Genomic DNA, 23001 nt, shown 5'->3' with positions numbered 1-23001 from the left:
TTGCGATACCCCCAGACCAGAAGGCGCTCCAGATGGTGTCGATCTTGCTCTTGAGCTCCCCGGTGATCACGCCTGGACTACAACCGGGATCGCTGACGTGGTCTTGAAGACGGCTCCACCGAGAGGGGCGCAAACCGTCGCAGAGGACGATAGAGCGCAGCACGAGAGCCTCCCCGACGGGTGTCAGGGAGGCTCTCGTTCAAGAGGGCTGGATCTCGGTGGGGTGACCCACCGTGACCGGCAGTTCTGCGCGTGGAGCTGGCGGGAATCGAACCCGCGTCCTCGAGCGTCGAACCAGGTCTTCTCCGGGTGCAGTCTGTGATGTCGCCTTTCTCAGCCCCGGTGCTCCCACAGACACGTCACCGACGGGCTCAGTCAGATTTAAGTCCCGATCAACCACTCTGACGGCAGTTGAACAGCAAGTCTCCTAGTCGACGCCAGGTTCCGGGACGGAGACGGGTGCCCGGTCTGACGCTTCGGTCACTGCTCAGGCAGCGAGAGCGAAGGAACTGCGATTGGTGTTGGCAGTTATAGGTTTCCAGCGATCGTTAACGAGATAACGCTGGCTTCTCGACCCGCTTCTCCTGGAACTAACGTCCCAAGTCGAAACCGATCAGCCCCTCTTGAGTTTTCACCTGCATGCACAGGCTACCTCGCTCAACCAGGCGAGGTCACGCGGCATTCCCACGAGCCGGCCTCACCCGTCCTGCGACCCCGTGAGCTCGTGCACGTGCTCGGCGATGAGATCGACCGCGGCGAGGTACTGCTCGTCCGCGACGACACGCTCACGCAGGGTCCCCGCGACCAGTCCCCGGTCGGCGTCGATGGTGATCTCGTACGGTCCCACCGTCACGAAGGCCTCGGTGTAGCGGTCGTCCTTGCCCACCTCCGCCAGCGCGTCGAAGACGTACGCCGCGTCCGCGTCGGAGTCGAGCTTGCGCAGCAGCCCGACGCCCTCCAGCTGGGACGCCCGGAGCCCGCGCTCGCCCTGGGCGAACCGCTCCGCCAGGTCGTCCTCGAGCAGGTCGAAGGCCTCCAGGCCGTTGGCCGCGTACCGGACGGTCAGCTCGGCGCTGCGGGTGCTCCCCGAGTCCCCCTTGTCGACGTAGCGCTTGCGTCGGCAGGTGCTGCTCGGCGAGGCGGCGTACGGGTCCCCGACGTTCTGCCGGTACTTCTTGCGCGTCTCGCGCGCCAGGCTCGTGCTCTCGAAGTAGGGCTCGGGCTCGACCCGCAGCAGCGCCTCGAACACGTCGTCGCCGAGGAGCGCACAGGCATCGATGAGGTCGACGTCGGCACCGCCGAGGGTGCGTTGTCCGCTGATCGTCACCGGGACCGGGGCCTGGTCGTCGAGCCCTGCCCGCACGCGGTCGCGCACCAGTGCCGCGAGCCGACGCATGCGCGGGGTCTGCGCGGCGTACTCCGCGGGCGACAGCGGTTCGTCGGCGAAGACGGAGATCACGTCACTGAGCTGCAGCCAGACCAGCGCGTGGCCGGCGGTCAGCAGGTAGCGCTGCTGGCCCGGCACGTAGAGGAGATCGTCGGCTCCCTCCACGGGCTGTCCGCCGAGGTCCCGCTCGTTCTCCGCGGCCGCCTCGGCGACCCAGTCGAAGGCACCGTCGAGGTCCTCGCGTGCGATCTCGTCACTCTGCTGCCCGGTCCCGAGGTACTCCACCGCCTCCCAGCGCTCCCGCGCCGCCTTGGTCGACGGGAACTGCTCGACCTCCACCGAGAACGAGCTGCCGTCGCTGTCGGCGAAGTCGTACCGGCACTCCACCTCGACGCCGCCGCCGTACCTGGTCTCCGCCCGCAGCTCGCCGCGCGTCATCGGCTCGGCGACGTACGTCTGCTCGACCCGCCCCCGGTCCCCGAGCGGTCGAAGGACCCGCTCGACGTCGGCGAGCGTGACCAGCCGGCACGGGCTCAGGTAGGGCCGGTCCCCGACCAGGATGGGTCCCGGGTCCTCCTCCACCGGAGCTGTCTCTTCCGCCGGCTGCTCGGCGGGGCCCCCCTCCCCCGTCGATCCCGCGGCCTCGTCCGGGCTGTCCCCGCCGGCGAGCACGGCAGCCGCGGTGACGCCACCGCCGGCCAGCAGCGCCACCAGGGCAAGGCCCACGACCAGGTGACGGGCACGCCGGGTGGCAGGGGGACGCCCACTCGCGCCCGGTTCGTGCTCAGGCGGAGGGGCGAGGCTCGGCTGGGGACTCATGGGGCCTCCTCGGGTCGCGGTCCCTCTACCCGGCATCCGGTTGCCCAAACGGCTCGCAGCGACGCCTACGCGCCCTCGCCCTCATCCGCGCCCGGGGTGCGGACCCACACCAGGACCTGGTCCGCGGGGAGCCCTGCTCGCGGCCAGCGCAGCTCGTACGCCGCGCGCGCGTCGGCGTAGTCCGGGTGCCCGGGCACCACCGGCTCGGCGCGCGCGGGCAGCCACGACCCCTGCCACAGCACCTCCACCGCCGTCGTGGGGCGGTGCACGTTGCCGCACCACCCCGTGTGCTCGCCCGGAGCGACGACGAGGCGACCCTCGAGGTCGACGGCGTACCGCACGGGCATCCGGTAGGTCCGGCCGGTCCGCAGCCCGCGCACCTCGAGCCCCACCAGGTCGCCGTCGAGCCACCCCCACGACGTGGTCAGCAGCCGCAGCAGCGCGCGGTCCCACGCCGGCACCGCGGTCATCGACCCGAACGCCCAGTACGTGGTCAGTCCCAGGACGCCACCCGCCACCGCGCCCGTCGCACCGCCGGTGGCGACGATGGCCGCCACCGGCCATCCGTGCCCCGGCAGCGAGGCGCCGAGGAAGATCACCACCATCACGACCGGCCAGGCCAGCGCGTTGGCGACAACCCACGCGCGGGCGTGCCGCACGGCGGGGCGCAGCGCCCACGCCTGGGCGAGACCGAGCACCGGCCCCATCACCAGTCCGACCCCGATCGCCCCCAGCAGCATGAACGCCAGGGGTGGGGTGCTCGGCGCCTCGCCCGCCTGTTCCTGGCCCAGCACCGCCGGGGCGGCGCCGGCAGCCCAGCCGAGACCGGCGACGAGCAGGGTCGCCACGACGAAGCGGGTACGCCGCAGCCGCGGCAGCCAGCGGCCCAGCAGCCACCCCTGCGCCGAGCCCAGCGCCAGGCCCTCGACCAGACCGGCGCCCACCACCAGGGCCAACGCGAGACCGGTGCTCCCCTTGGCTCCCGGCTCGGTCGACCACGCGGTGACCGCCTGAGAGGCGCCCGCTGCCGCGGCGAGACCGACGGCCTCCGCGAGCGCAAGCGCGGCTGCCCAGATCAGCAGGCGGGGCGGGCTCGCCGAGCGCGATGTCCGCCTCGGCAGGAGATCAGCAGCTCCCGGCCTCATGCCCCCAGTGCAGCGCACGGAGACGTCCAGCGGCAGCGCCGAAGGTCCCGTCGAGAGGGCCGGTGGCCCCTCCCAGAAGTTCTCCACAGATTGTCGAACTGGTGTTCCCATCGGGTCTTTGCCTTGAGAGAATGGAGGCATGACGGTCCAGGCGCTCCCGACCCCCACCGCGGCCCCCGCGGTGAATGGGGCGAGCGCTCTCCTGACCGAGGCGCACGGGGTCGCGCTCGACCGGGTGGCGCGTGCGGAGCTCGGCCACCTGCTCGAGACGCTGGCGGTGGTCGAGTCCCAGGCCGAGGCCTTGCGGCTGAAGGTGCTGGCCGAGGCCGAGCGCCGCCAGGTCGCGGCCGACGAGGCCGCGACCGGCACCGATGCGTGGGCCGCGGCGCTGACCGGCACCACGCGCGAGGTCAACGCCGGCGGTCTGCACCTGGCCGAGCTGCTCAAGGCCAAGTACCACCACACGCGCGAGGCCTACGCCGCCGGGCAGCTGCGCGCCGACCAGGTCCGCGTCATCGTGCGCGCCGCCGAACAGGCGCCGGTCGAGACCACTCCTGAGCAGCTCGCCGTCGCCGAGGAGATCCTCGTGGGCAAAGCCACCGGTGTCGGCACCCGTTCGGGGCGCCCCATGAACGCCAAACGACTGCGCCAAGCAGCCCGACGGATGCTCGAGGTCGTCGACCGCGACCTCGCCGACCGCCACGAAGCCATCATGCTCGGACGCGAATCCAGGCGTGCCAAGCACGAGACCTACCTCGCCCTGCACGACAACGGCGACGGCACCTACTCCGGCAGGTTCACCCTCCCCGAGCTCCACGGCTCCCTACTGCGCACCGCCATCGAGACCCTCTCCGCACCACGACGACTCAACAAGGCCCGCACCGGCCCCGACGGGAAACACATCTCCGGCCACGACCCCTCCGCCCCCACCGGAGAAGGCCACGGCCTCTCCGGCTGGGAACTCCACGGCCACGCCCTCTGCGAGCTCATCGAACACCTGCCCACCGACGGCTGGACCGGCGCCAACGCACTCACCCTCCTGGTCACCATGACCGCCGAAGACCTCACCCGCGACCTCGCCGCCACCGGCGACCACGACCCCACCACCTGGCCCGACTGGAAAGGCCCGGCCGAGACCGGCACCGCGAAGCTCGACACCGGCACCCGCACCGCCGCCGGCGACCTGCGCCGCCTCGCCTGCGAAGCAGGACTCGTCCCCGCCATCCTCAACTCGGAGTCAGCGCCACTCGACCTCGGCCGCACCCGACGACTGCACACCCACCACCAACGAAAAGCACTCGCCCTGACCCACGACACCTGCGCCATCGACACCTGCCAGAGACCCTTCGCCTGGACCGAGATCCACCACCTCATCCCCTGGTCCCACCACGGCGACACCGACCTCGACCTCGCCATCCCCCTCTGCTCCTGGCACCACCACCGCACCCACGACCCCACCTGGCAGCTACGACACCACCCCGACCGCGGCTGGGAGCTGAGCCGGCGCCGGAGATAGCCCTCCGGCCGGACCGGGTCAGCGGTGCGCCACCACCGGCACGTCGCGCACCGTACGCCGGTCAGCGGAGGGCCGCGCGCCCGGGAAGTCAGGGCGCTTCGGGGTGAAGAGCCAACGCCGGAAGAGTCCATCGAGGTCGCGACCGGCCACACGCTCGGCGTACCGCACGAACTGGCGGGTGGTGACGTCCTGGCCAGCCCGCGCCGTGGGCCATCCCTGCAAGATGCGGAAGAAGGTTTCGTCGCCCACCCGGACGCGCAGCGCGTGCAGGGTCAGAGCGCCACGGTTGTAGACCGCCCCGTCGAAGAGATTGTCGCGCCCCGGCGCCCCGATCCGCAGGTCCCAGTAATCGCTGCCCTGCGGCATGGAGCGCCAGGACCGCCACGCGAGCTCGGCCGCGCTCGCCCTGCCCTCCGCCTCGGACCACAGCCACTGGGTGTAGCTGGCGAACCCCTCGTTCAGCCAGATGTGCTTCCACCGCTTGACGGTGAGGCTGTCCCCGAACCACTGGTGAGCCAGTTCGTGGACGATGAGACTGGAACCGCCGGACACGCTGGCGAAGAAACCGCTCTCGTAGACCGGGCGCGTCTGGGTCTCCAGCGCGAACCCCACGCCGCTGTCCTCGACGATGCCTCCGACGTCGCGCCACGGGTATTCACCGAACAGCCCGGAGAGGTAGCGCACGATCTCCGGCTGACGCGCCAGGGCCCGGCGGGCCTTCTCGCCGACGCCCGCGGGTACGTCGTCGGTGCTGCCCACGCGCCAGTCGGTCCGGTTCGCTGCGTCACCCTCGGGCGGCCCCGGCACGGTCCAGCCCTCGAGGCCGCCCTCGAAGGAGGTGCTACCGACCCCGGCGCTGACCTCCACGTCGTCGACCGTCACGCCCGCCCCACGGAAGGACCCATCGGTGAGGTAGGTGATGGACACCTCGACCTCGGAGCCGGCGTACGGCCCGAGGTCCACCTCCCACCGCTCGATCCCGTCACCGGCCCCGGAGGCGGCCCACCACTCACCGGTGGGACCCACCGGCCGGCAGCTGCGACGACGCTGCGACTGGTAGTGCTCGACGATGAACGGGCGCTCCTCGCTCCAGGTGGCGCACTGGCGGCCGGTCCTCGAGGACGTGTGCCCGCCGAGGTCGCGCAGCGTGGTCCAGTCGTCCCGGCCTACCGTGTGCGCCTCGACGAAGACGAAGTCGAAGCCGGGCTCGGTGTCCCGGGCCAGGTCGAAGGCCATCGTGGCGCCGTCCGGCGGGACCTCGATGCGGCGCGCCAGACGCTGGTAGGCGTTGTTGGAGCCTCGAGCGACCGCAAGACGCGTTCCGGTGCTGGGAGAGGAGAGCCTTCCGGGCAGACCGGCGTCGATCGCGTCGTGGAAGCGAAGCCCGTCCTCCTCGTAGGTCGTGACGTCGTAGTCGCCGATGCCCACCGTGGTGAGGTAGCTGGCCATCGGCTCGTCGGCGCGCCAGGTCCACGTGGTCGTGCGCCCGTGCTCCTCGGTGCCCTCCAACCGACCGTTGGCCACGACGCTCAGCGCCGCCGGGACCTCGATGCGGAACGTGTATCGCGCCCGGTCGGTCGGGTGGTCGTTCGACGGGAACCAGCTGGTCGCCGAGTGCGGCTCCCCCGCCACGATCGCCCCGTCAGGCAGCGAGATCCAGCCCTCGTCGAAGCGGCCCTGCCCGGCCCGCCCCGGACGCCCCGCGTAGGTGACCGCGACGGCGAAGTCGGTGTCACGCGAGATGGCGCGCCGCGGCGTGATCCGCAGCTCCTGGCCGCGGCGGTCCCACCGGGCCGGTCGTCCGTCGACGTTCACGTGAGTGACCTGCATACCGACGAGGTCGAGATGAAAGCGTGAGAGCGCTCGGGTGCTGCGCGCCGAGATCGTCGAAACGCCCGACAGCTGCTTCGACCCTGGCCGGTAGCGCAGGTCGAGGTCGTAGTGGTCGACGTCGTACCCACCGTTGCCGTCGCGGGGCCAGTAGGGGTCCCCGATCCCCGGCGAGCCGGGGCCGGCGCCTCCGTCAGGAAGGCCGGCCGCCACCGGCCCGGCGGCGCCTGACAGGGCCACGGCCAGGACGAGGGCGAGGGGTCCGAGCAGCGCTCGCGAGACGGTCACCCGCACAAGGTAAAGCAAGGGCATCGGGTCAGCGACCCACGAGCGCCTCGGCGTTGTGCCAGCAGACCGCGCGCAGCCAGTCGTCGCCGAGGTCGAGGCGGGCCAGGCCCTCGAGCTGGTGGCCGTACGGGTACGGGATGGTCGGGAAGTCCGTGCCGAGCAGGATCCGGTCACCGAGGTCGGCGAGCCGCGCCAGCATCCCGTCGGGGTAGGTGGTCTCCCAGAAGTCGGTGAAGGTCATGGTCGTGTCGAGGTGCACCCGGTCGTAGGTGTCGGCGAAGGACATGAAGTCGAGGTAGTCCGGAGCACCGAGGTGCGCCACCACCAGGCACAGCCGCGGGTGGGCGGCCAGCACGCGGGCCATCGGCGCCGGACCGGTGAAGTCGTTGCCCACGGGCGCGTGCCCGGCGTGCACCACGACGGGTGTCCCGGCCTCCGCGAGCAGCCCCCACACGGGGTCGAGCAGCGGGTCGTCGAGGTCGAACTCCCCGACCTGCACGTGCACCTTGAAGATCTCGACCCCGACTGCGAGGCCCGCCGCGACGTACCTCGCGGCCTCCGGCTCGGGGTAGAACGTCGCCGACCAGAGCGACTCTGGCACCTGCTGCTTGAACGTCGTGGCCCAGTCGTTGAGGTAGCCGGCGATGCCCGGCCGGTGCGCGTAGGGCAGCGAGGAGAAGCGGCGTACGCCGAGCTCGCGCAGCTGCTCGACGCGCTCCTCGGTGCTGCCGCGGTAGCGGATCGGCCACGCCCGGCCGATCTTCGGCCCCGCGTCGTCGAACTGGGCCCAGACCCGTCGCTGGATGTTCGCGGGCAGGAAGTGGGTGTGCACGTCGAGCAGGCCCGGGAGCCCGAGCCCGCGCCAGAACGCGGTCACCTGCTCGACCTCGGCGGACCACGCCTCGGGCGACGGGCCGGAGCCGTCAGTCACTCATGCCCTTGAGGCGACGACCCACGGCCTGCTCGACCTCGCGCTTGGCGGTGCGCTCGGCGATCGTGTGCCGCTTGTCCCACGACTTCTTGCCCTTGGCGAGGCCGATCTCGACCTTGGCCCGGCCGTCGACGAAGTACAGCGACAGCGGGATGACGGTGAGGCCCTTCTCGTTGACGCGGCGCTCGATCTTGTCGATCTCGGCCCGGTTGAGCAGGAGCTTGCGCTTGCGCCGGGCCGCGTGGTTGGTCCAGGTCCCCTGGGTGTACTCGGGGATGTGCACGTTGAGCAGCCACGCCTCGTTGCGGTCGATGTCGACGAACCCGTCGACGAGGCTGGCGCGCCCCATCCGCAGCGACTTCACCTCGGTGCCCTGCAGCACCAGGCCCGCCTCGAAGGTGTCCTCGATGGCGTAGTCGTGTCGCGCCTTCTTGTTCTGCGCGACCATCTTCTGTCCCTGCTCCCTGGCCATCTGATCATTGTCCCAGGTCAGGTCAACGTGGTTGCGCCGGGCGCCGTCACATCCAGTTGAGCGGGTCCACCGCGGTGCCGTTCACCAGCACGCTCAGGTGCAGGTGGCACCCCGTCGACCAGCCGGTGTCGCCGACGTACCCGATCGTCTGGCCGCGGGAGACCCGCGCCCCCACGTTGTAGCGGTAGCTGCGGGCGTGGTTGTAGACCACCGTCAGCGACCGGCCGTTGACCTGGCCGAGGTTGAGGAAGAGCCGGTTGCCGTAGACCGAGGAGTAGTACTTCGCGATCACGGTGCCGGTGCCCGCGGCGGCCATCGGCTGGCCGCAGCTGACGCCGAAGTCGGTGCCGTCGTGCAGGCCGCGGTAGCCGTAGATCGGGTGGGTGCGGTAGCCGAAGGGTGAGGTCACCGTGCCGCCGACCGGGCGCTGCAGGTAGCCCGACGGCTTGGCCGACACCGAGGTGCCGCGCGCCCGACGCGCGGCTGCGGCGATGCGGGCCTTGATCCGGGCCTCCTGCTTGCGCAGCGAGGCGAGGGCGGCGCGGTCGGCCTGCTGGGCCCGGGTCGCCTCCCGGCGGGCCGCCAGCCGCTTGCCGACCAGGCCACGGACCTCGTCGCGCACCTGCACGGCCTGGGCCGTCAGCGACTTCACCTTCGACAGGTGCGCGGCCGCGGCGGCCCGCTCGTCGGCGACCTGGTCCTTGGCCTCCTCGACGTCGTCCTCCCGGACCTGGAGCAGCACCTCGGCGGCGTCCAGGTCGTCGTACATGGAGGTCTCGCGGCCCACGATCACGCTGCTGGCCGACTGCTGGCGGGTCAGGTCGCTGGTCGAGCTGGAGTTGAGCAGGCTGCCCAGGACCAGGAGGTCGGGGCTGCCCTGCATGTAGGTGTCGGCGATGCGGTCCTTGACCACGCCCCGCTGGCGCTCCAGGGCCGCCTGGCCCTCGACCAGCTCGTCCCGGGCGGACTCGAGGCGCAGCCGGGCCGTGGCGAGGCGCTCGGCCATCCGGGCGTCCTCGAGCCGGGCGTCACCGAGCTTGGTGCGCACCGCCCCGAGCTCCGCCTTGGCGGAGTCCAGCTTCTCGCGGGCGGCGGTCATCGCGGCGTACGCCTGGCGGGTGCGCTTGCTGGACTCCTCGAGGTCCTCGGCGGCGCCGTTGATCTGCTTCTGGACCTGTCGCTGCTGGTCCTTGAGGTCGTCGTCTGCGTGGGCGAGTGGGACGGCCAGAGCACCAAGGACCAGCGCACCGGCCGTGGCGGCCGTGGCGAGGCGGTGGCGCGAGGCGCTGGGGAAGGAGCGCACCGGTTTGCCTTCGACGTCGGGGAAGAGAGTCGAGACGACGGTACGGCGCCGCGGTCAGACTTTGATGTATTTGCGGGTCAGCGCGAGTGTCGGCAGCAGCGTCAGGATGGGGCCGAGGACCGCCACCACGCCCAGGGCGACCAGGTAGTCGTCCCAGCCGACCCACGGGATGAACTCCAGGTAGCCGCTGAAGCGCTGCTCGATCCCGAAGTACTGGAACCCGGCCAGCGCACCGCCGGCGAGCACCACGCTGATGGCCGCGGTGACCAGCGCCTCCAGCAGGAACGGCAGCGCGATGTAGAGCGTGGAGGCGCCCACCAGGCGCATGATCCCGATCTCGCGGCGCCGCGCGAACGCGGCGAGCCGGATCGTGTTGGCCACCAGGAGCAGCGCCGAGATCACCAGCAGCAGGGCGATGCCGAGCGCCGCGCGCTGCATCGCCTCCATCGTGTTGATGATCTTGCCGGCCGTCTCGCGCTGGTCGACCAGCTTGGCGACGCCGTCGAGACCGACGATCGCCGAGGTGATCCCCTCGAACTCCGCTGGGTTCTCCAGCGTGATCCAGATCGACTCGGGCAGGTCCTCGGCGGTCAGGATCGCGTTGGGGCCCTCGAAGCGGTCGGCCTCCTCGGGCCCGTACAGCTCCTTGACCTTCTCGAAGGCGGTCTCCTGGGACTCCAGGCGGTAGGACGCGACCTCGGGGTTGTCCTCGACCGCCTGGATGATGCGCTTCTTCTCCGCGCCCGTGACCTCGCCCTGACAGCTCTGGTTGGGGTCGCTGTCGCGGCACAGGTACGCCGTGATCTCGAGCTCGCTGCCGAGCTGGTCGCTGGTCTTCTCCGCCTGCCGGTTCAGCAGCGCGCCCGCGCCGACCAGCGTGAGCGAGACGAAGAGGGTCAGGATCACCGCCAGGTGCATCGAGAGGTTGCGACGCAGCCCCTGGCCGAGGTTGGAGAAGACGTAGCGCATGGAGGAGGGGCTCTCTTGCCTGTCGAAGATTCGGGAGGAGGGGTCGGAGGCTCGCGCGGTCCGGCCGGGATCAGTGCTGGAAGCCGTAGGCGCCCTGCGCCTGGTCCCGGATGACCTTGCCGTGGTCGAGCTCGATGACCCGCTTGCGCATCTGGTCGACGATGCCGTGGTCGTGGGTGGCCATCACCACCGTGGTGCCGGTGCGGTTGATGCGGTCCAGCAGCTTCATGATGCCCACCGACGTGGTGGGGTCCAGGTTGCCGGTCGGCTCGTCGGCGATCAGGATCATCGGCCGGTTGACGAACGCACGCGCGATCGCGACCCGCTGCTGCTCACCGCCGGACAGCTCGTCAGGCATCCGGTCGGCCTTGGTGTCGAGACCCACGAGCTCGAGCGTCTCGGGCACCAGGGCCCGGACCTCCTTCGGCGAGTGGCCGGTGACCTGCATCGCGAAGGCGACGTTCTCCGCCACGGTCTTGGACGGCAGCAGCCGGAAGTCCTGGAAGACGGTGCCGATCTGGCGGCGCAGCCGTGGCACCTTCCAGCCCGCCAGCCGGTTGATCTCCTTGCCCGCCACGTAGACCCGGCCCGACGTGGGCCGGCTCTCGCGCAGGATCAGTCGCAGCGCGGTGGACTTGCCCGACCCCGAGCTGCCGACGAGGAAGACGAACTCGCCCTTCTCGACGTCGACCGACACCTCGTCGAGGGCATGCCCTCCGGCACCGGGGTAGGTCTTGGTGACCTTCTCGAAGCGAATCACCCGACCGAGATTACGCCAGGGCCTCTGAACCCGGGCACCGCGCCTGACCAGACCAGTGGGACCGCCTGGGCCGAACCACCCGCGCCGCCCCCAGGATCGACCTAGCGTCGATCGATGCGCCGCCCCCCAGGTCGTTCCCGTCCACTGCTCGCCGCCCTCGCCGCCGCCCTCGCCGCGGCACTGGCGCTCCCCGCGGCCGGCGCCGCGGGCTCGGCCGCTCCCGCGCCGGACGGCGACCGGTTGCTCGAGGACGCCGCCCGGGTCAACGACATGACTCCCGCGGCGCTGCGTCGCCTCCTCGCCGAGGACGACACCGCCGCGCTGAGCTCGAGCGGCCGGGTCTTCTTCCGCGACCGTCGAGTCGCCCGACCCGACTCCGGCGCGACACCGCCGAAGGCGTCGCTGCCGCAGAGCCAGACGTTCCTGCTGCACAGCTTCCCCGGCGCCCAGCGCACCATCTACCTCGACTTCGACGGCGCCACGGTCACCGGCACCGGGTGGAACGACCAGGGCCTGAAGACCTCACCGCTGCTCGGATTCTCGCTGGACGGCAGCTACTCGACCTTCAACGCCGAGGAGCACGCGCTGATCCAGACGGTGTGGCAGCGCGTGGCCGAGGACTACGCACCGTTCGCCGTCGACGTGACCACGCAGCCCCCTGCCCCCGGAGCCATCGACCGGGCCGGACCGGGCGACCAGGTCTACGGCACGACGGCGCTCGTCACCGGCGACCGCGAGGCGCTCGACACCATCTGCCCCGGCAGCACCTGCTCCGGCGTCGGGTTCCTGGACGTCTTCGACGAGACCAGCGGGCACGCCTACTACCAGCCCGCGTTGACGTTCACCGCCGAGTCCTCGGACGTCTTCAACATCACCGAGACCATCTCCCACGAGGTGGGTCACAACCTCGGCCTGGACCACGACGGGAACGCCTCCGAGGAGTACGACGCCGGCAACGGCCTCTGGGCACCCATCATGGGCTCGGGCTACGCACCCATCACCCAGTGGAGCAACGGCGACTACCCCGGCGCCGACAACAAGGGCGACGACCTCGTCGACATCGCCGCCAACGGCGCACCGATGCGCGCCGACGACGCGGGCGGCACCCCGGCCACGGCTGCAGCGCTGACCGCGACGCGCGGGGTCATCTCGACGCGCACCGACGTCGACGTGTACCGGCTGGGCACCTGCTCCGGCTCGGTCAGCGTCACCGCGACGCCGACCTCGACGAGCCCCGACCTCGACATCGAGCTCCGGCTGCTGCCGGCCTCGGGTCCCGCGCTCGCCACGTCGAACCCGCCGGCCGGCACGGGCGACGGCGAGACGGCCTCGGGGATGGGCGCCGCGCTGACCCACTCGGCGTCCGGGCAGGAGCTCTTCGCCGCCGTCGACGGGGTGGGTCACGGCACGCCCTCCACCGGGTACAGCGACTACGGCAGCCTGGGCTTCTACGACCTCGCCGTCACCGGGTGCGGCTACGGGCCGGACCCCGAGCCGGAGCCCGAGCCGGAGCCCGAGCCGGAGGTGACCGCGCCGGATGCGCCCACGATCGGCAAGGCCAGGCCGGGTCGGCGCGGCAAGCCGCTCACCATCAAGATCAGCTGGAGCGCACCGGCCGACGACGGCGGTGCCGCGGTGACGGCGTACGAGGTGTCGGCGCACAAGGTCGACAAGCGCGGTCAGGTGAGGCAGACCCGCACCGCGGAGGAGCCGTCGACGACGCGCAAGGTGCAGTACCTGATGCCGCGTGGCCGGTGGGCCTTCACGGTGGTGGCGGTCAACAGCGCCGGCCAGGGTGCGGCCTCGGCGATGTCGCGGTCCGTGCGCGCCCGCTGACCGGGCCCCGAGGGGGCCGACGCGTCAGCTCGCGCCGGCCTTCTCGGCCCCCATCCGCCAGCGGATGCCGGCCTCGAGGAAGCCGTCGATGTCGCCGTCGAAGACCGCCTGCGGGTTGCCGACCTCGTAGGAGGTCCGCAGGTCCTTGACGACCTGGTAGGGGTTCAGCACGTAGTTGCGCATCTGGTCGCCCCACGAGGCCTGCACGTCACCGCGCATCTCGTCGAGGTGGGCCTTCTCCTCGGCCTTCTTGCGCGCCAGCAGCTTGGCCTTGAGCACCACCATGGCGCTGGCCTTGTTCTGCAGCTGCGACTTTTCGTTCTGGCAGGACACGACGATGCCGGTCGGGATGTGCGTCAGGCGCACCGCCGAGTCGGTGGTGTTGACCGACTGCCCACCGGGACCGCCCGAGCGGTAGACGTCGGTGCGGATCTCCTCGTCGGGGACCTCGATGGCGTCGGTCTGCTCGAAGACGGGCACGACCTCGACCGCGGCGAAGGAGGTCTGGCGGCGGCCCTGGTTGTCGAAGGGGCTGATCCGCACCAGGCGGTGGGTGCCGGCCTCGACCGAGAGGGTGCCGTAGGCGTACGGCGCGCGCACGGCGAAGGTGGCCGACTTCAAGCCGGCCTCCTCGGCGTAGGAGGTGTCGAAGACGTCGACGGGGTACTTGTGCTGCTCGGCCCAGCGCGTGTACATCCGCATCAGCGTCTCGGCGAAGTCGGCGGCGTCGACGCCACCGGCGCCGGCGCGGATCGTGATCAGCGCCTCGCGGACGTCGTACTCGCCCGAGAGCAGGGTGCGTACCTCGAGCTGCTCGACCGACTTCTTGATCTTCACCAGGTCGCGCTCGGCCTCGGCCATCGAGTCGGCGTCACCCTCCTCGACCCCGAGCTCGACGAGGGCCTCGAGGTCCTCGATGCGGCTCGAGAGCTCGGCGAAGCGGTCGACCTGGCCCTGCAGCAGGGAGAGGCGCCCGGTCACGCGGGTGGCGTTCTCCTGGTCGTCCCAGAGGTCCGCGGCGCCCACCTGCTCGCCGAGGTCCACGATCTCCTGGCGCATGGCGTCGATGTCGAGCACCTGCTCGATCGTGCGCATGGTCGCCTGGAGCTGCTTGATCTCGAGGTCGTAATCAGTGCCTGCCACAGTCGATAAGACTACGCACCCCGCCGAGGGGTTCCTACTTGCGGCCGAAGACCTGGGCCAGGTACCACGTGCCCGACGCGCTCTTGCGGGCCCCCACCCCCAGCAGGCGGTAGCGCTTCTTCACGATGTTGGCCCGGTGGGGTGCTGAGTCCATCCACGCCTTCAGCACGTCGGTCGCGGACGAGTAGCCGTAGGCGACGTTCTCGCCGACCGACGTCAGGGAGCAGTTCCGCAGGACGGGCTTGAGGTCCTGGTGGAACATCTTCCCCTGCTTCGCCATCCGCCGCGCCTGTCGCGCCGCGTACTTCTGCACGCACGACTCCTTGCGGAGCTGGGGAAGGTCACGCTCCACCCGGACCGCGTTGGTCCTCGAGCGGACACCACCCTGGAACCCGGCGGCCGTCTTGGCCGAGACGGGCGGGACCAGGGTGAGCAGCACCGCCGCCACGACCGCCACGACCACCGTCGCCCGCCAGGTGGCGGAGGGGAGGGGGCGGCTGGACATGACCAGCAGGGTAGGCCAGACCGTGGGGCACCGGCGAGCCCTTGCACCCCCTGGTCACGATCCAGCCGACGACCGACCGGTCGGCCGGGCCACGACCACGACGTTGCTCAGGTACCGCTCCCCGTCCCAGTCCTCGCAGGTCAGCAGGACCAGCCGCCCGGGGCCACGCTGCCGGAAGAGCCGCTCGGACTGCTGGGCGAGGCGCCCCTTGCCGAAGGTGCGCACCGAGAGCACCTCGTAGTCGACCTGGCCCCGGTCCCCGGTCACGACGACCTCGGAACCCTCGACCAAGGTCTCGAGGTCGTCGAGCGCCCCGCCACCCGAGCTGACGGTGTGCCCGGCCAGGAGCGCCCGGCCGGTGGCGGCGCCCGGCTTGGCTCCCTCGCCCCACCAGCCGACCTGCTGGGGGTCGGTCGGCGGGATGAGCGTGTCTCGGCGCGTGCCGACGGCGACGACGGGCACATCCACTTCGAGGGCGGGCACCCGGAGGCGCCGAGGGCTCCCGGGCACACGGGCCAGCCGACGGGGTCGCGGGAGCTCGGCCTCGGACACCAGGGCACGCTCCCCCACCGCCGACGCGCCCTCCTCGGACGCACCGGCGGGGGTGGGCTCCTGCTCACGCCAGGTCACGATGCCCGCGCCGACCAGCACGACCGCGGCGGCGGTGAGCACCCACGACGTCGTACGGCGTGCGGGCGACGTCTCAGCCATGTGTGCGACGTCGGGCGATCACCGCGCCCAGCGCCAGCAGTGCCCCGAGCCCCACGAGGAGCAGCGGCAGCGGGGAGCGCACGAAGTCCGACACCGAGCTGCCGGAGGCACCGGCGTCGACGGCGGAGGGCACGTCGCTGCCAGCACCGGTGTCGGAGCCGGCGTCGACCGCGGCCGTGTCCTGCGAGCCCTCGCTCGAGCCGCCCACGGCCGTACCGGCGCTGGCCTGGGTGCCCAGCACCCCGCTGTCCGCCTCCGCGCCGGTCTCGTCCGACCCGGCGGTCGTGCTCTCGTCGCCCTCGCTGGCGCCCGAGCCGTCGCGGTCCGCCGTGCAGGGGGCCACCCAGAAGACCTTGCTCTTGGTGTCGTTGCCCTGCGACCACTCAGTGGCAGCCGTCAGCTTCACGTGGTAGCCCTGCTTCGGGTGCGGCTCGCCCTCGAACTGCAGGGTGTATGCCTCGGAGTGGTCGAGCCCGGTCTCGGTGCCGGCGCCGCTGGCGTCGTCGCCGTCGAGCTGCACGTTGTCCAGCTTGCCCTGCACGACGGAGAGGGTGGCGTCGCTGGTCGGCGCCTGCATGGCGAAGGTGACGTCCGACGTCGCGTCGGGGCCGAAGCCGTACCACTCGACGAGGAACGTGCACCCGGGGTGCGGGTTGTTGTCGGGGGTCGCCCGGTCGCCGGTGTAGGAGATCTTCACCGTGCCGTTGTTGCCGGCCGGGTCCCCGTCCTTGCCCTTGCCCTTGCCCTTGCCCTTGCCGTTGCCGCCGGCGTTGCCGTTGCTGTTCGCGCCGGGGCCGGTGGCGCCGTCGTTGCTGTTGCTGTTGCTGTTGCTGTTGCCGTTGCCGCCGGCACTGTTCGCGCCCGGCCCGTTGCCGTTGCTGTTCGCGCCGGGGCCGGTGGCGTTGCCGTTGCCGTTGCCGTTGCTGTTGCCGCCGGCACTGTTGGCGCCCGGCCCGTTGCCGTTGCTCTTGCCGTTGCTCTTGCTGTTGTTCTTGTTCTTGTTCTTGTCACCCTGCCCCTGGGTCTTGCCCTTGTCGCCCTGCCCCGGCTGGGCCGAGGCACTCCCCTTCCCGTTGCCACCGCCGGGATCAGCAGCCGCCGGAGCAGCCACGGCGGCCGGACCGAGCGCGAGCGCGGCCAGCACAGCAACGGCACCCGGCGCACGGCGGCGCCAGGGAGCGGGGACGGCAGTGGTCGTGCGCATGATGGTTCTCCTGTGGTCGGGCCGATCAGCCATGAGGTCCGGCACCCCGAGCGCGCCGATGTTGACTGGCCCTTCCTGCCCCCCGACCAGGGGTGAAAACCACCCCCCAAGGTTGTTTTCACGCATTCACTTGTGGGGAGAAAGTGCGGTTCTCGATCCCGTACGTCAGGGGTTCGTAGGGGTGCCTGCTCGCAGTCTGCAGCTGGATCAGCGACGGACCACCTTCGCGGTGCTGACCACGACCGTCTCCTCGGTCGAGCCGTCGACCTCGTGGACCGCGGTCACCTGGAGCGAGATCCGGTGGCCGACGTCGCGCCCCCGCAGCACCAGCCGAGGACCGGTGCGACCGCGCAGCTCCTTGCCGTCGCTCAACCACTGCAGGGACACCACGCTGCTCGACGGGTCGAAGGTCGGCACCTTCGCCCGGAGCGTGGACCGGGGCCGCGCCCGGCCCCGGATGCCGACCCGCCCGGCCGCGGTCGGGGTGGTGGCTGTGGGTGTCACCGTCGGAGAGGGGCTGGGGCTCGTGGTGGGCGTCGGAGTCGGCGCTGCCTGGTCCGGGTCGAGCAGCCTCACCTCGTAGCCGATGTCCGCAGTGGGCGCCTCGTCGAGCTCCACGCCCGAGATGCTGACCACCACCCGTCGGTCGCCCACGTTCGAGCCGAGGCCGGGGACGGCGTAGACCACCCGGCTCCGCGACCTGTACTCGACGTCGGCGAGGACGCGTGGCCCGCCGTCGACGCTCACGTGCACCACGGCCGACTCGAGGCTGCGGGGGTCCGCCGGCACGGTGGACAGCGACCACCGGCCCGAGATCGGAAGCAGCGGACGGGGGAACCAGCCTGCGGTGGGCCAGGTGACGGGCTCGGTGTGGCCGCTGGAGGGCCACTGCGTGTCCACCACCCACAGCGCGTTCGCGCCGCTCGTGCTGCCAGCGCCCACCCGGACGATGTCCGGATCGAGGATCCACGACCGGTGCCCCACCGCCGCGTTGTTGCTCCCCGGGTCATCGAGGTAGCCGCCGATGGAGGGGACCCCGGTGCGGCCGAGGTAGAGGTTCGACCGTCCCGCGGCCTCGGACCCCTCCTCGCTCCAGCACGGCCACCCCGGGTCGGGAGAGTGGCTGAGCCGGTTGGCGGCATGCATCATCAGCGCGGCCTTCTGCGCCTTCGCCGACCAGGCGGCGTTCATGACGACGGGGCCGAGACCGGCCAGGTCACGGGCGTAGTTGACGGCGTCGAGGATGCCCTGCTGGGTCTGTCCCCCCGTGCGCCCCTCCTGGCAGGTGGCCACGTCCCCACCGGTCCAGGTCGTCGGTATCTTCTGCAGCGGGAGCCAGACGTCCAGGTAGTCGCGCCGCACCTCCGCACGGGAGGCGGTCGCAGGGACGCGCTGCTGGGCGGTCTCCTGCGCCGCACCGGCCGGGTGCCCGGCGTTGGAGGCCACCGGTACGAGTGCGACAAGTCCCGCGGTCAGCGCGAGGGCAGCGAGAGCGAGGCGACGATCACGGTTCACGCGAAGATGATGCACCCGCCGAGAGGCCGCGTCCGGCGATCCCGTGAACAGCTCCGGCCGTATCGGAGGCGGGCTCCTCGACGACGCGAGCCAGCGCGGTCTAGCGAGACGTCACGCGGGGCTGGCCCTCGAGCCGCTTCATCACCCAGCCGGAGGCGGCGCCGTGCACGAGCACCGAGGCGACGATGGTGAAGCCGACCGTGGACCACAGCCAGGGCTGGCCGAACGCGTCGACCTGGCCGGCGGCGTAGGCGAGGTAGAACAGCGACCCGACGCCGCGGACCCCGAAGAAGGCGGTCGCGCTGCGCTCGGCCCGGGTCAGCCCGCCGCGCTCCCCCGCCGGCACTGGGAGAACGCTGAGGGCGAGGTAGGCCGCGAGCGGTCGGATCACCAGGACCAGCCCGAGGCCGATCGTCACGCCGCGCCAGTCCAGCGCCTCGAGGAGGCCGCGGGTGAGGGCGATGCCGAGGACCAGCAGCACGAAGAGCGTGAGCAGCCGCTCGAGCCGCTCGACGACCTCGTGCATGGCGCGGTGGTAGTCGTGGCGGCGCTCGGAGGCGCGGAAGGTCATCGCGCACGCGAAGACGGCCAGGAACCCGTAGCCGCCCAGCGCCTCGGCGGCGCCGTACGACGTCGCCAGCGCCGCCACCGCCAGCAGCGGCTCCCCGCGGTCGGCGACCCGGAGCGCGGGGCTGGACGCCCGGAAGGCGAGCCGCGCCAGCACCCAGCCGACCGCCACGCCGACCACGACGCCGATGACGGTCTTGCCCAGCAGATACCAGCCCAGCCACTCCAGGGTCGTGGCGCCGAGGGCGCCGCCGCCGGCCACCAGGACCGCGAGGTAGACGAAGGGGAACGCCAGGCCGTCGTTGAGCCCGGCCTCGGCGGTCAGCGCGAAGCGGACCTCGTCGTCCTCGTCGATCGGGGCGCAGTCATCGACCTCGTCGAGGGCGTGCGTCGCCGGGCCGCCGACCTGGACGTCGGAGGCCAGCACCGGGTCGGTCGGCGCCAGGACCGCGCCGAGCAGGATCGCCACGGCAGGGGCCAGACCGGCCCACCAGCCGAGCAGGGCCACGCCGGCGATCGAGAGGGGCATCGCGATGGCCAGCAGCCGCCAGGTCGGCGACCAGGCGCGGCGCGAGGCCCGCTGGCGCGGGTCGAACGGCCGGTCCAGCGCGAGGCCGACGCCCATCAGGGCGACCAGGACGGTGATCTCGGTGATGTGCTCGATCGCGGCCCGGTTGTCCTGCGGACTCAGGGGCAGGTCGTCGGGCAACGAGGTCGCGCCCAGCAGCATCCCGACGGCGACCAGCACCATCGGAGAGGTGAGCGGCAGCCTGCTCAGGCTGCTGGGGAGCACGATGGCCAGCAGCAGGCTGGCGCCGGCCACGAGGTAGACGAGGTCGGCGGTCACGTCGTGAAACTACCGGGACGCAGTCGTGCCCCCCAGCGTGGCCCCGAGGCCACGGTGAGGGGCACGACCTGTGGGTCAGAAGCCGCCGAAGGCGGTGCCCAGCGTGATGACGACGACCAGCGCCACCAGCGGGATGGCGACGGCCACCACGAAGATGTCCTTGTAGGACTGGCGGTGGGTGAGCCCGCAGATCGCGAGGACGGTGACGACCGCGCCGTTGTGCGGCAGGGCGTCGAAGCCACCGGCAGCGAGCACGGTGACCCGGTGCATCAGCTCGAGGCTGATGCCCTGGGCGTCGGCCAGGCCGCGGAACTGCTCGCCCAGCGTCTGCAGCGCGATGCTCATGCCGCCCGACGCGGAGCCGGTGATGCCGGCCAGCACGTTGACGGCGACGGCCAGGGAGATGACCGGGTTGTTGGAGATGCCCAGCACGGAGTCGCGCACCGTGCGGAAGGCCGGCAGCGAGGCGATGACGGCGCCGTAGCCGACCTCGCTGGCGGTGTTGAAGATCGGCAGGAACGACCCCATCGTGCCGGAGTTGACCGACTCCTTGACGTCACCGAAGCGGCTCACGTTGGTCGCGACGACCAACAGGCAGGAGACCACCAGGGCGACCACGATCGCCCAGATGCCACCGACGGTGTCGATGTCGGTGTTGCCGTAGGCGTCGCCGGACAGGTAGTCGGTGTCCATCGCCGGGAAGACCCAGGTGACCAGCACGTAGTTGAGGGCGATGACGACGAAGATCGGCAGGAAGGCGATGAGCACGCTGGGCCGGGGCAGCGTCGACTGGTCGACCGCCACCGGCTCCGTGGTGGTGGCCGTGGCGGTGGCGGTGCCGGAGCCACCCGGGATCGGGCCGGCCTGGTCGACGGCACCGGACGGCGCGTCGCGATCGGTCTTCTTGCCCCTGAAGCGGCTGAGCAGACCACCGCCCTTGGGGGCCTCCTCGGGCAGGTAGACCTCGCCCGCGGCGGTCAGCCGCTTGGCGCGGTACATCAGCCACGCGGTGCCGCCGCCGAACATGATGAGCGCGGCGATGATGCCCAGCCCGGGCGCCGCGAAGGCGTTGGTGCCGAAGAAGGGCGCCGGGATCGCGTTCTGGATCTGCGGCGTGCCCGGGAGCGCGGTCATCGTGAAGGTGAACGAGCCCAGCGCGATCGTCGCGGGGATCAGCCGCTTGGGCACCCCGGCCTCACGGAAGAGCGCCGCGGCGATCGGGAAGACCGCGAAGGCGACCACGAACAGCGAGACGCCGCCGTACGTGAGGATGCCGCAGGCCAGGACGATCGCCAGGATCGCCTTGGTGTCGCCGAGCTTCTCGACGATGAAGTACGCGATCGCCCGGGCCGCTCCGCTGTCGTCCATGAGCTTGCCGAAGAGGGCGCCGAGGAGGAACAGCGGGAAGTAGGTGATCAGGTAGTTGCCCAGCGCTGGCATGAACACCTGGGTGTAGGTGGCCAGCATGGGCAGTCCGCCTGCGAACGCGGTGGCGAGCAGCGCCATCAGCGGGGCCAGGATGATCACGTTGACGCCGCGGTAGGCGAAGACGATCAGCAGGACCAGCGACAGGATGATGCCGGCGAGCCCGATCATGGGCGCTGTCCGGGGGCAGGTGTGATGAGGGTCTCTATCATGTGAGGCACGTTACGCACTGCGACTCGGTGTCGATATGTGCCTGCCGCACACAGTCAGCGCGTGAACATGTGGTGACTACCGCTCCACGTCGGAGACGGCCGATCCCTCGGCGGAGACGGTCGGGGACTCCGGGGCACCGGGCAAACCCAGCGGCAGGTCGAGCGGGGCGGAGACGCGGACCTCGACGGCGGACCGCGCCGGGTCGACCTGGATCAGCACCCGGAGCCCGGGGTACTCCTCGTAGGCGCCGACGCTGCGCAGGTAGTCGGCCACCCCGGCCCGCGCGACGTCGGCGTCCAGCGCGAGCTGCCCCTCCGGGACGCCCTCGGTGTACGTCGACGCCCCGGTGGCGCCCGCGTCGGCGCCGTACAGCGCGGCGCCGTCGGCGAGCGTGCTGAGCCCCGAGCGCTGCAGGTAGGCGGCGCTGGCGTCGACGACGACGGCCACCCCCAGCGCGAGCACGAACGCAAAGCCGATGATCAGCACCGTCACCTGGCCGCGCTCGTCGCGACCCCGGCTGTGATGCCCGCGCCGGCGCCGCCTCACCGGGTGATCTCCTGGTACTGCCCGATGGGCACGGTGTGGCTGGAGGACAGCGCGAAGCTGGGCGCTCCCCCGCCGAGCACGTCCGGCATCAGGGGCAGGTCGACCCGGGAGCCGACGCGCACCGTGATGACGGAGGTGCCGCTGTGGCAGTCGGCCAGCCCACGGCAGCTCACCTCGACGTCGACCGGCGCCCCGTCGAGCCCCTGGTCGGCGAGGGCCTGCCGCGCCGCCGCGTGGGCCCGCTCCCGGCCGCTCGCGTCGTCGGGCGCCAGGGCGTAGGCCCGCGCCGCCGAGCGGGCCGCGGACTCGGTCCCGAAGGCGCCGCGCTGGACGTCGAAGACGCTGACCACGATCCACAGCAGCGGGACCAGCAGCAGGATGCCGAGCCAGACCAGCTCGACGAGCGCGCTGCCTTCCTCGTCGCGAGGTCGGCTCACTGCTCCTCCTCGACCGCGTGGCCGGCGACCTGGATGTCGACGCCCGGTCCGCCCAGGCCGAGCGCGGGCACGCTGGCCCGCACCGTCACCACGACGGTGGGGGCCCCGTCGACCAGCACCGTGCGGGCCGAGACGTCCTGGGCGAAACGGCCCGAGATCGCGCCGGCGATCTGGTCGCGGGTCCGGGCGGCCCCGTCGGCCTCGCCGCGACCGGCCGTGGCGGCGTACCGGGCCCCGTCGGCGGCGGCCGCGGCCAGGGTGTTGCGCACCAGCAGCACCAGCGAGACCTGCAGGATGCCGAGGACCAGCGGGACGAGCACCACCAGCACCAGGACGAAGTCGACGATCGCTGCGCCCCGGGCGCCCGTGCTGCGCCGGTCGTGGCGCAGCCGCAGCACTACTTCACCTTGTTCAGCGCGTTGCGCAGCATCTGGCTGAGCTCGTCCTGGGCGATCGACCCGATGGCGACCACGATCCCGGCCGACATCACCGTGACCAGCACCCAGCCGGGCACGTCGCCGCGTTCGTCGCGTCGCGCGGACCTGTGCGGCGCCGGAGCGACCAGGGCGAGCCACAGCAGCACCAACCGGTGCGCGAGGAGGGTGATCATGGGGTGTCCTTTCCCGAGAGGG

21 protein-coding genes and 1 other RNA gene are annotated in these 23001 nt (G+C 71.7%); 2 read left to right on the top strand and 20 right to left on the bottom strand.

Features of this window, described 5'->3' with window-relative positions:
- Positions 1–250 precede the first annotated feature (250 nt).
- From ssrA to I601_RS11175, 3 genes are all read right to left on the bottom strand, one after another.
- Positions 251–621: a transfer-messenger RNA gene (gene ssrA, locus I601_RS11185) on the bottom strand.
- A 76-nt stretch (positions 622–697) separates the two neighbouring features.
- A complete protein-coding gene (locus I601_RS11180; protein ID WP_157520089.1) occupies positions 698–2206 on the bottom strand; it encodes a hypothetical protein in 1509 nt (502 codons plus the stop codon).
- 65 nt (positions 2207–2271) lie between these two features.
- On the bottom strand, positions 2272–3351 hold the full coding sequence (locus I601_RS11175; RefSeq protein WP_157520085.1) for a hypothetical protein: 1080 nt from the start codon (positions 3349–3351) through the stop codon (positions 2272–2274).
- Positions 3352–3490: 139 nt separating this feature from the next.
- On the opposite strand from I601_RS11175, the gene I601_RS11170 reads away from it, so the two are divergent.
- Positions 3491–4867, top strand: coding sequence for an HNH endonuclease signature motif containing protein (locus I601_RS11170; protein ID WP_068109519.1), 1377 nt, complete (start codon positions 3491–3493; stop codon positions 4865–4867).
- 18 nt (positions 4868–4885) lie between these two features.
- Here I601_RS11170 and I601_RS11165 read toward each other — a convergent pair whose 3' ends face one another.
- The 6 genes from I601_RS11165 to ftsE form a co-directional block, all read right to left on the bottom strand.
- Positions 4886–6985 (bottom strand): M1 family metallopeptidase, encoded by a 2100-nt coding sequence (locus I601_RS11165; RefSeq protein ID WP_157520082.1) that lies wholly within the window; start codon positions 6983–6985, stop codon positions 4886–4888.
- Positions 6986–7013: 28 nt separating this feature from the next.
- Complete coding sequence (locus I601_RS11160) at positions 7014–7916, bottom strand: amidohydrolase family protein (protein WP_068109511.1); 903 nt, start codon at positions 7914–7916, stop codon at positions 7014–7016.
- A complete protein-coding gene (gene smpB, locus I601_RS11155) occupies positions 7909–8388 on the bottom strand; it encodes an SsrA-binding protein SmpB (protein WP_068109508.1) in 480 nt (159 codons plus the stop codon). The genes I601_RS11160 and smpB overlap by 8 nt, the downstream gene beginning before the upstream one ends.
- A gap of 46 nt (positions 8389–8434) precedes the next feature.
- The gene (locus tag I601_RS11150; RefSeq protein WP_068109505.1) at positions 8435–9691 is read right to left on the bottom strand and encodes a M23 family metallopeptidase; all 1257 of its coding nucleotides are present in this window, start codon (positions 9689–9691) and stop codon (positions 8435–8437) included.
- Positions 9692–9745: 54 nt separating this feature from the next.
- Entirely contained in the window at positions 9746–10660 is a 915-nt protein-coding gene (gene ftsX / locus I601_RS11145) for a permease-like cell division protein FtsX (RefSeq protein ID WP_068109503.1), read from the bottom strand.
- Positions 10661–10730: 70 nt separating this feature from the next.
- On the bottom strand, positions 10731–11420 hold the full coding sequence (ftsE, locus tag I601_RS11140) for a cell division ATP-binding protein FtsE (RefSeq protein WP_068109500.1): 690 nt from the start codon (positions 11418–11420) through the stop codon (positions 10731–10733).
- A gap of 114 nt (positions 11421–11534) precedes the next feature.
- On the opposite strand from ftsE, the gene I601_RS11135 reads away from it, so the two are divergent.
- Positions 11535–13256, top strand: a complete 1722-nt coding sequence (locus I601_RS11135) for a fibronectin type III domain-containing protein (protein WP_068109496.1) — start codon at positions 11535–11537, stop codon at positions 13254–13256.
- Between the two features lie 24 nt (positions 13257–13280).
- On the opposite strand, the gene prfB is transcribed toward I601_RS11135, so the two are convergent.
- The 11 genes from prfB to I601_RS11080 form a co-directional block, all read right to left on the bottom strand.
- Positions 13281–14399 carry a peptide chain release factor 2 gene (gene prfB / locus I601_RS11130; RefSeq protein WP_068109494.1) on the bottom strand — a complete coding sequence of 373 codons (1119 nt, stop codon included), beginning with the start codon at positions 14397–14399 and terminating at the stop codon, positions 13281–13283.
- A gap of 34 nt (positions 14400–14433) precedes the next feature.
- Positions 14434–14904 (bottom strand): CAP domain-containing protein, encoded by a 471-nt coding sequence (locus tag I601_RS11125; protein ID WP_068109490.1) that lies wholly within the window; start codon positions 14902–14904, stop codon positions 14434–14436.
- A gap of 54 nt (positions 14905–14958) precedes the next feature.
- The gene (locus I601_RS11120; RefSeq protein ID WP_068109487.1) at positions 14959–15615 is read right to left on the bottom strand and encodes a class F sortase; all 657 of its coding nucleotides are present in this window, start codon (positions 15613–15615) and stop codon (positions 14959–14961) included.
- The gene (locus I601_RS11115; protein WP_157520079.1) at positions 15608–16819 is read right to left on the bottom strand and encodes a hypothetical protein; all 1212 of its coding nucleotides are present in this window, start codon (positions 16817–16819) and stop codon (positions 15608–15610) included. The genes I601_RS11120 and I601_RS11115 overlap by 8 nt, the downstream gene beginning before the upstream one ends.
- A gap of 207 nt (positions 16820–17026) precedes the next feature.
- On the bottom strand, positions 17027–18334 hold the full coding sequence (locus I601_RS11110) for a CAP domain-containing protein (protein ID WP_169834694.1): 1308 nt from the start codon (positions 18332–18334) through the stop codon (positions 17027–17029).
- Between the two features lie 100 nt (positions 18335–18434).
- The gene (locus I601_RS11105) at positions 18435–19748 is read right to left on the bottom strand and encodes a cation:proton antiporter (protein ID WP_068109477.1); all 1314 of its coding nucleotides are present in this window, start codon (positions 19746–19748) and stop codon (positions 18435–18437) included.
- A gap of 75 nt (positions 19749–19823) precedes the next feature.
- Entirely contained in the window at positions 19824–21344 is a 1521-nt protein-coding gene (locus I601_RS11100) for a GntP family permease (protein WP_068109474.1), read from the bottom strand.
- Positions 21345–21461: 117 nt separating this feature from the next.
- Entirely contained in the window at positions 21462–21932 is a 471-nt protein-coding gene (locus I601_RS11095; RefSeq protein ID WP_068109471.1) for a pilus assembly protein TadG-related protein, read from the bottom strand.
- Positions 21929–22369: a hypothetical protein gene (locus I601_RS11090; protein WP_068109468.1), complete on the bottom strand. Its 441-nt coding sequence runs from the start codon at positions 22367–22369 to the stop codon at positions 21929–21931. The genes I601_RS11095 and I601_RS11090 overlap by 4 nt, the downstream gene beginning before the upstream one ends.
- Complete coding sequence (locus tag I601_RS11085) at positions 22366–22767, bottom strand: TadE/TadG family type IV pilus assembly protein (protein WP_237089383.1); 402 nt, start codon at positions 22765–22767, stop codon at positions 22366–22368. Before I601_RS11085 ends, I601_RS11090 begins: the two co-directional genes overlap by 4 nt.
- On the bottom strand, positions 22767–22979 hold the full coding sequence (locus I601_RS11080) for a hypothetical protein (protein WP_084527481.1): 213 nt from the start codon (positions 22977–22979) through the stop codon (positions 22767–22769). Before I601_RS11080 ends, I601_RS11085 begins: the two co-directional genes overlap by 1 nt.
- Between the last annotated feature and the right edge of the window lie 22 nt (positions 22980–23001).

Source organism: Nocardioides dokdonensis FR1436 (genome assembly GCF_001653335.1).
In the GTDB taxonomy this organism is placed as follows: Bacteria; Actinomycetota; Actinomycetes; order Propionibacteriales; family Nocardioidaceae; genus Nocardioides; species Nocardioides dokdonensis.
Note: the sequence above shows the minus strand (reverse complement) of the source record. Positions and strands in the feature narration are given on the sequence as shown.

Bases quoted from the DNA above. Each gene is read 5' to 3' on its own strand.
- I601_RS11120 (WP_068109487.1), bottom strand. From the start codon at position 15,615: ATGGCTGAGACGTCGCCCGCACGCCGTACGACGTCGTGGGTGCTCACC.
- ftsX (WP_068109503.1), bottom strand. From the start codon at position 10,660: ATGCGCTACGTCTTCTCCAACCTCGGCCAGGGGCTGCGTCGCAACCTC.
- I601_RS11115 (WP_157520079.1), bottom strand. From the start codon at position 16,819: ATGCGCACGACCACTGCCGTCCCCGCTCCCTGGCGCCGCCGTGCGCCG.
- I601_RS11180 (WP_157520089.1), bottom strand. From the start codon at position 2,206: ATGAGTCCCCAGCCGAGCCTCGCCCCTCCGCCTGAGCACGAACCGGGC.
- I601_RS11125 (WP_068109490.1), bottom strand. From the start codon at position 14,904: ATGTCCAGCCGCCCCCTCCCCTCCGCCACCTGGCGGGCGACGGTGGTC.
- smpB (WP_068109508.1), bottom strand. From the start codon at position 8,388: ATGGCCAGGGAGCAGGGACAGAAGATGGTCGCGCAGAACAAGAAGGCG.
- I601_RS11135 (WP_068109496.1), top strand. From the start codon at position 11,535: ATGCGCCGCCCCCCAGGTCGTTCCCGTCCACTGCTCGCCGCCCTCGCC.
- I601_RS11175 (WP_157520085.1), bottom strand. From the start codon at position 3,351: ATGAGGCCGGGAGCTGCTGATCTCCTGCCGAGGCGGACATCGCGCTCG.
- I601_RS11170 (WP_068109519.1), top strand. From the start codon at position 3,491: ATGACGGTCCAGGCGCTCCCGACCCCCACCGCGGCCCCCGCGGTGAAT.
- I601_RS11100 (WP_068109474.1), bottom strand. From the start codon at position 21,344: ATGATCGGGCTCGCCGGCATCATCCTGTCGCTGGTCCTGCTGATCGTC.
- I601_RS11080 (WP_084527481.1), bottom strand. From the start codon at position 22,979: ATGATCACCCTCCTCGCGCACCGGTTGGTGCTGCTGTGGCTCGCCCTG.